The sequence below is a fragment of the Streptomyces cylindrosporus genome (assembly GCF_022698165.1).
Classification (GTDB): domain Bacteria; phylum Actinomycetota; class Actinomycetes; order Streptomycetales; family Streptomycetaceae; genus Streptomyces; species Streptomyces cylindrosporus.
In genome coordinates this window covers 219,737-226,593 of the sequence record NZ_JALDAY010000019.1, presented here as the reverse complement: position 1 = coordinate 226,593, position 6,857 = coordinate 219,737, and the positions used below count along the sequence as shown (strand labels likewise).

Annotated in this window: 7 protein-coding genes; all 7 read right to left on the bottom strand. The window is 71.5% G+C overall.

Annotated features, from left to right (window positions below; translation table 11 throughout):
- Positions 1–26: 26 nt before the first annotated feature.
- Entirely contained in the window at positions 27–992 is a 966-nt protein-coding gene (gene fabD / locus MQP27_RS46550) for an ACP S-malonyltransferase (protein WP_242777280.1), read from the bottom strand.
- Positions 993–1,091: 99 nt separating this feature from the next.
- A complete protein-coding gene (locus tag MQP27_RS46545; protein ID WP_242777278.1) occupies positions 1,092–1,730 on the bottom strand; it encodes an antibiotic biosynthesis monooxygenase family protein in 639 nt (212 codons plus the stop codon).
- 95 nt (positions 1,731–1,825) lie between these two features.
- Complete coding sequence (locus tag MQP27_RS46540; protein ID WP_242777276.1) at positions 1,826–2,485, bottom strand: antibiotic biosynthesis monooxygenase; 660 nt, start codon at positions 2,483–2,485, stop codon at positions 1,826–1,828.
- Positions 2,486–2,529: 44 nt separating this feature from the next.
- Positions 2,530–4,008: an FAD-dependent monooxygenase gene (locus MQP27_RS46535; RefSeq protein WP_242777274.1), complete on the bottom strand. Its 1,479-nt coding sequence runs from the start codon at positions 4,006–4,008 to the stop codon at positions 2,530–2,532.
- Between the two features lie 6 nt (positions 4,009–4,014).
- On the bottom strand, positions 4,015–4,248 hold the full coding sequence (locus MQP27_RS46530; protein WP_242777272.1) for a ferredoxin: 234 nt from the start codon (positions 4,246–4,248) through the stop codon (positions 4,015–4,017).
- Positions 4,245–5,501, bottom strand: coding sequence for a cytochrome P450 family protein (locus tag MQP27_RS46525; RefSeq protein ID WP_242777270.1), 1,257 nt, complete (start codon positions 5,499–5,501; stop codon positions 4,245–4,247). Before MQP27_RS46525 ends, MQP27_RS46530 begins: the two co-directional genes overlap by 4 nt.
- A 33-nt stretch (positions 5,502–5,534) precedes the next feature.
- Positions 5,535–6,434: an SCO6745 family protein gene (locus MQP27_RS46520; protein WP_372511462.1), complete on the bottom strand. Its 900-nt coding sequence runs from the start codon at positions 6,432–6,434 to the stop codon at positions 5,535–5,537.
- Positions 6,435–6,857 lie beyond the last annotated feature (423 nt).

Below are 6,857 nucleotides of genomic sequence, written 5' to 3'. Positions count from 1 at the left end.
GCATGTGGCTCAAACCTCCTGGTGTGTCAACGGGATGCCGCACCGGTGGCGGCCAGGACGTCCTCGACGGTCCGGGCGATCTCCTCGACGGTTCCGGTGCCATGGGCGGGCAGCCCCGGCGCGATCCGTCGGCACAGCCCGGCCAGCACCCGCCCGGGGCCGACCTCGACGAACCGGCTCGCGCCCCGCTCCGCCATGGCGGTCACCGTCCCGGTCCACCGCACCGGAGCGGTGAGCTGGCGGCGCAGGGCCGCGACGATCTCCTCCACGGCACCCACCGGCTCCGCCGTGACACTGGAGAGCACCTGGATCCTCGGCTCGCGGAAGGCCACCGAGGCGAGGGACTCGGCGAACTCGTCCTCGATGTCCCGCATCAGGCTGGAGTGGAAGGGCGCCCCGACCCGTAACGGCACCACCCGCCGGGCGCCCGCCGCCAGTGCGGCCTCCGACGCCTTGCGCACGGCCGTGACCTGGCCTGAGACGACGGTCTGGCCGGGCTCGTTGAGGTTGGCGACCTCGACGACCTGCCCGCTCTCGGCCGCGGCAGCCGCACAGACCGCCTCGACCCGGGCCGGGTCCAGGTCCAGAACGGCGGCCATCGCGCCCGGAGTGCGCCGGTTGACGGCACCCATGAGCCGGCCCCGCAGTGCCACCAGCCGCAACGCGTCGGTCCAGTCCAGGACGTCCGCCGCCACCAGCGCCGCGTACTCGCCCAGGCTGTGCCCGGCGACCAGGGCGGCGTCCACGTCGTGGGCCCGCAGGACATCGAGGACGATCAGGCTGGTGAGGAACACGGCGGGCTGGGTGACCGCGGTGTCCTGGAGCCGATCGGCGGGCCCGTGCAGACACAGCTCGGACAGCTCGAAGCCCAGCACCTCGTCGGCGACGCGGTAGTACGTGTCGGCGAGGTCGGGGCGGCGGCCCAGTATGTCGAGCCCCATCCCGACCCGCTGCGACCCCTGGCCGGGGAAGACGAATGCCGTCAGTGCCATCTACCTTGTCCTTCGCTGGTCGACAGTGGACACGCGCTCTGCGCCGGGCATGAGAAAGGCCCAGGTCCTGGGGCCTGGGCCAGGTGGGGAGCCGGTATGTCAGCGGCCGACGGCGTCCGCCAGGACGTACCTCTTGCCGCCGATGCCGCGCACGCCGGGCATCGTGATGGCCTCCAGGCACTCCTTCGGGCGGCTGCTCTTCATGAACCCCTCGTGCGCCGCCTCGTCGACCCACTCCGCCCAGTTGAGCACGCGGGTGCCGTCGAGGCTCATGTGGAAGTGCGAGGCGACCAGCCCAGGGAAGGGCGTGCCCAGGGGACCGTCCACCAGGTTGTCGATCGAGCGCCGCTGCCGGTCCCGGCCGTCCACGTCGAAGACGGGGGCGACCAGTGCCGTCGGGACACTGCCCGGTTCCAGGACGCGGCCCCGGTAGAGCTTGTAGCGCACCGGCTCTGTCGTGTTCTCGCCGGGTTCGCCGAGCCCGCCGTCCCGCACGAACGCGCGGTAGGCCTCGTCTGAGGTCCACTGGGCGTACGTCAGCACGTTCTCGCCCTCGGTGCTGGTGAAGACGCTCACGGAAAGGAAGCCTTCGGGGAGAGGGCCGTTCCGGTACGGCGCCAGGACGCGCTCCACCTCCGCTCGCTGGAGTTCGGGCGTCCCGACGTACAACGGAGTGACCAGCGCGACTCCGGCGTCCGTGCGCGAGACGTCCGGGAACCGGGTGCGGGCAGCGGTCATGGGGGTTGCTCCTTCTCACCAGAAAGCTGTGGTCACCAACCATCCTTGCAAGAGGCGGGAGTTGGGCGGACCAGGTGGTTCCTCTCGGCCATGCCTCAGGAGCCGATGGCGCGATACAGGTGGTAGCGGGTGAAGCCGATCGGGCGGACGCCCGGGGTGTCCGTCGCGAGCCGCAGGGACCGGTGCCGGGTGGCTCCTTCGAGGAACGCGACATGCTCCTCGTCGCTCGTCCACTCGGCGAAGTTGATCACCCTGGTGCCGTCGACGCTGACATGGAAGTGCGAGGCGATCAGCCCGGTCTGCTCGTCGCGCGGCGACTTCTCGATGTTGTCCGTGACGGACGAGACGATGTAGCGCTGCCGTTCGGGCCCGTCGACGTCGAAGCTGGCGATGACGATCGCGGCCGGCGGTCCGGCCTGCGGGGCCGGCAGCACACTGCGGTGCAGGGCGTACTCGACCGCCTCGACCCGGGCGGCGGCCACGGGCAGGCCCTGTACGAAGGAGCGGTGGCTCCCGGGCCGGGCCCACTGCGCGTAGGTCATCACGGTGAAGTGCTCACTGCCGGTGCTCAGATAGCACGAGAAGGAGAGGAGACCGTCGGGGCGGGAGGCCTGCTCCCACGCGTCGGCGATCTCGTCGAGCACCGCCCGGCCCTCCTCCTCCCCGGTCACGTACCAGTGGCTCATGAAGACGGCGCCGAGGTCCGCGCGGTCGATGTCCGGCGGGGTTGCCGGGTGTACCCGGATGTCGGTCATGGGCGTCCTGCCTTTCGTCTTCCTGCTTCGTCGTTCCGGGGTGCTCAGCCGGTGGGCTCGCCGAAGTTGCGGCGCAGGGCCGCTTCGAGGTCGCCGTCCCCTGACACCCAGGCGACGTATCCGTCCGGGCGGACCAGTACGGCGTCCGCGTCGACCGTCTCGCCGGCCGGCGGGACCTCGGCCGGGCGCGCGGTGTGGACGTCCACGTGGGGCGCCCACCCGCGGGCGGCAAGGCCGGGCCCGGGATCGTCGCCCAGGGACAGCAGCACTCCGCGGGCCGGGTGCAGCAGCCGAGTGCTGCGGACCTTCTCCCCGCTCTCCAGGACGAGCGGCAGGTCCGGCAGCCGCCTCCCGAGGAGCGGGTGGCCGCCCGGGCCGACGTCGTAGCGGATCTCCAGACCGCTGACCAGCCCCGCGAGCAGCCGGGCCGCCTCCTCGCCCCGGAACACCTCGGCGAGCACCTCGCGCAGCGGCTGCGTCTCGGGCCCGCCGAGAAACAACAGCGCCTGGGCCCGGGTGTTGCGCAGCAGCGCGGCGCCGACCGGGTGGCGTTCGGCGTGGTACGTGTCGAGCAGCGCTTCATCCGTCCGGCCGGTGACCACCGCGCCCAGCTTCCAACCGAGGTTCACCGCGTCCTGGATGCTCACGTTCATGCCCTGCCCGCTGGCAGGCAGATGGACGTGCGCCGCGTCCCCCGCGAGCAGCACCCGGCCCCGGCGGTACTCGGTGGCCTGCCGGGCCGCGTCCCCGAAGGAGCTGACCCACACCGGGGTGGCCGTGGAGATGTCGTCCCCGCTGACCCGCTTCCACGCCTCGGCCACCTCGTCGAAGGACGGGGGCCCGGTGCGCCGTCGTGGTGCCCGGCCGTGCTCGGAGACCACGACCCGCATCATCCCGTCGCCGAGCGGCGCGGCCAGCAGCATGCCGCCCGGGCGACGCTCCCCGGACCACTTCGGCGGCAGCCGGAGATCCCGTACGTCGGCCAGCAGCAGCTCGGCGGTGGCGTCGGTGCCGGGGAAGTCGAAGCCCCCGGCCCGCCGCACCACGCTGCGCCCGCCGTCGCACCCCACCAGATAGGGCGCCGCGATCAGCGTCTCCACGTCAGGCCCCTCGGCCCGCACCTCGACGCCGTCACCGGAGTCGGTGAACCCGGTCACCCGGTATCCGCGGCGGACATCGGCGCCGAGCTCCGCGGCCCACTCCCCGAGCACGGCGACGGTACGGGCCTGGGAGACGCCGGTGACGCTCGCGTGCCGTCCGTCGCCGACCGCGAAGTCCACCGGCACGCTGCCGAAATGGCCGCCGGGGGAGCGGCTGAGCTCACCGAACCTCGGCAACAGCCCCCGCTGGTCGAACACTTCCAGAGTGCGCGCGGTGAATCCCATGCCGCGCGACTCCGCGGTGGGGCGGTCCTCCTGCTCCAGTACGACGACCCGCGCGCCGGCCAGCCGCAGCTCCGCGGCCAGCATCAGCCCGGCGGGCCCGGCGCCCGCCACGACGACGTCGGTGTCCCATGTCGGCATGTGCTCTCACCCCTCGCTCTCGTGCCCGGCCGCGGAGTCGGTCTCCTCGGCGACGGTGATGGCGCCGGTCGGGCAGCAGTCCGCGATGGCGCGCAGCCGCTCGAACCGGTCGTCCTGGCCGCGGTCCTCCTGAGCGGCGGCGATGCCGTCGTCGGCCAGCAGGAACAGGTCGGCGGCCATCGCCTCGCACAGCCCCATTCCGAGGCACAGGCTGCGGTCGATCCGGGCTACAGCCCTCATGAGCGCTCGCTCCGGTCGGCGCTCTCGGCCGAGACGGCGACGGGCAGGGCGACCAGGCGGCGGATCGCCCAGTTGTCGATGTACCGCACGCCGTCCCGGGGCGCGTCGAGCGTCAGCTCCGGGAAGCGTTCGAAGAGGGCGGGGATGGCGATCGCTCCCTCGAGACGGGCCAGTGCCGCTCCGAGGCAGTTGTGCAGCCCGTGCCCGAAGCCGACGTGCCGGTGGCCCGTACGCCGCAGGTCGAGCAGGTCCGGACGCTCGAAGCGACGCGGGTCCCGGTTCGCCGCCAGCAGTCCGACGATCACCGGCGCGCCCGCGGGCAGAGTGGTCCCGGCCAGTTCCACCTCCTCGGTGGTGACCCGGAACAGGGCGGTGCTCAAGGCGCCGTCGTAGCGCAGCAGTTCCTCCACCGCCGGCTCGGCCAGCCGCGGGTCCGTGCGCAGCAGACCGGCCTGGTCGGGGTGGTCGAGCAGGGAGAGCACGGCGTTGCCGATGAAGCCGCGCACGGTGTCGCTGCCACCCATGATGACGGCCGCGACGATGCCGGTCAGCTCGTCCTCGGTCAGCCGGACTCCGTCGTCGCCCTGGATCAGCGCGGAGGTCAGATCGTCGGCGGGCCTGCCGCGTTTCTCGGCGACGAGCTCGGCGGCGTACTCGCAGATCCGGGCGAAGCCTTCGGGAGCCTTGTGGATCAGCGCCGGGTCGGACGGGAAGGCCGCGTTGAGCGCGCTGACCAGTTCCCGGTGCCGTTCGATGCGCATGCCGAGGATCTCGCCCAGGACACCGGCGGCCACCTCTCCCGCGTAATCGTCCATCACGTCGAAGGTCTCGCGGCTCGCGCAGTCGTCGAGGATCCGTCCGACCTGCTCCCGCACGGTCGTGCGCCACTGCTCCACCCGGCGGGTCGTGAACGCGCCCATCGCCCGCCGCCGCAGCCGGGTGTGGTACGGCGGGTCGACCACCGTGATTCCCCGCTCCAGGAGGGTGCCCTCGGCTGCCACCAGACCGGCGGCGCGGAACTCCGCGTTGCCCCAGGTCCCGGCCTCGGTGCTGTAGCGCTGGTCGGCCAGTACGGCCTTGACGTCGTCGTAGCGCGTCACGAGCCAGGTCCGTACCTCGCCGACGGGAAAGCGGAACTCATGGACGGGAGAGTTCTCCCTGAGCCAGGCCAGGGTGGTGTGCGGATCCTGGTAGTACTCGGGGGAGAACAGGGCGGTGGGCGGCCCCACGGGCGCCGGCGTCGACAGCGTCATGGCTGGTCCTCTCTCCTGATGCGGAACTCGGGGTCAGAGTGCGTTCCAGGCGTCGGCCGTGGGTGCGAAGAAGTCGCGCAGCGGGGGCGGGAACACCCCGGCGTCGGCCGCCGTCCCGACCAGCTCGCGGACGTACCGGCCCAGGCGGTCGACGTCGGCGGGCCCCAGGGCCTCGTACGGCTGCCGGTCAAGGCGTCCGGTCTCCGCTTCGACCTCGTCCCGTACGGTGACTCCGCGCGCGGTCAGCCTGCCCTGGGGGTCCATCAGCCCGCGGTCGGTGAGCCGTTCCCGACCCGCCGACCACTCCGCCTCCGTCCAGCCGCGCATGGGCATGACGATCTCCTTGGCCATGCCGTGGCTGCTCGCGCAGTCGATGACCAGTGAGTCCACGCCCGTGAGCTCGAAGTGGCCGAGGACGGCGATGTGCCCGTCGCCGCGGTACTCGCGCAGCATCGTCGCCGCGTGCCACAGCGCCACATGCGGCCGGTCCGGCAGGTCCAGCGCGGAGTTCGCCGCGTACACCGGACGCCCCGCGGGAGCGCAGGCGGCGGCTGCGGCGGTCGCCAGTTTCGCCGCTTCCGCCAGCGCCGCCGACTGCACGGTCTCGGTACCGAGAAGACGCTCGAGCGCGGTGGCGACCGCGTCCTGGCGGGCCTGGATCGCGCGCGCGGGCGATATCAGCTCCCAGAGAGCGGGAATTCTTTCGGCGATGAGTCCGGGCGCGAAGGAGCTGAACACGGCGGTCACCACGACGGCGTTCGCCGAACCGAGAGGGGAGGCCCGTCCGGCCAGATACACACTCGAATGATCGGTGATGCCGAACGGTGCGAGTTCGGTCGCCAAATCGGTCGTGAAGTAGGGGATCGAGTGAAGAGCGTTTACCGCCTGCGCGCAGCGCCGTGCACCTCTGCGAATGCCGTGCTGATCATCCATGAAGCCCTCGAAGGTGGGGTCGTGATCGAGCATGAAAAACCGCCCGGGCCGAACGCCGGCGGGCGGAGGAAGGAAAGAAGGGGCCATAAAACAAGAAAGCCACCGCAATAAGTGCAGGTGGCTGGGGTTTCGCTGGGTCCGGGCAGAGCAGTGGCCCGCGAAGAGTGTGACAGTCGTCGGTGAGCTGTGTCAACTCCGGTTCTGCCGGGTCTCTTTGGCCTACGTCACACACGCTCGTCGTGCGTGACGTGCCCCACGCCGGGTCCTGTTGACACGTGCTGAACAGTCAGTACAACAATTGACAGTTGTAGCGACCAATGTCGAACCGGGGGAGCAATGACGCTCCTCGCCTGTCCTGGTTACATCGCGATTACCGCTGTATTGACGTCTGATGGCGTTGTGTGGAGTGGCGTGTGCCGGGAG

Bases quoted from the DNA above. Each gene is read 5' to 3' on its own strand.
- MQP27_RS46535 (WP_242777274.1), bottom strand. From the start codon at position 4,008: ATGCCGACATGGGACACCGACGTCGTCGTGGCGGGCGCCGGGCCCGCC.
- MQP27_RS46525 (WP_242777270.1), bottom strand. From the start codon at position 5,501: ATGACGCTGTCGACGCCGGCGCCCGTGGGGCCGCCCACCGCCCTGTTC.
- MQP27_RS46545 (WP_242777278.1), bottom strand. From the start codon at position 1,730: ATGACCGCTGCCCGCACCCGGTTCCCGGACGTCTCGCGCACGGACGCC.
- MQP27_RS46520 (WP_372511462.1), bottom strand. From the start codon at position 6,434: ATGGATGATCAGCACGGCATTCGCAGAGGTGCACGGCGCTGCGCGCAG.
- MQP27_RS46540 (WP_242777276.1), bottom strand. From the start codon at position 2,485: ATGACCGACATCCGGGTACACCCGGCAACCCCGCCGGACATCGACCGC.
- fabD (WP_242777280.1), bottom strand. From the start codon at position 992: ATGGCACTGACGGCATTCGTCTTCCCCGGCCAGGGGTCGCAGCGGGTC.
- MQP27_RS46530 (WP_242777272.1), bottom strand. From the start codon at position 4,248: ATGAGGGCTGTAGCCCGGATCGACCGCAGCCTGTGCCTCGGAATGGGG.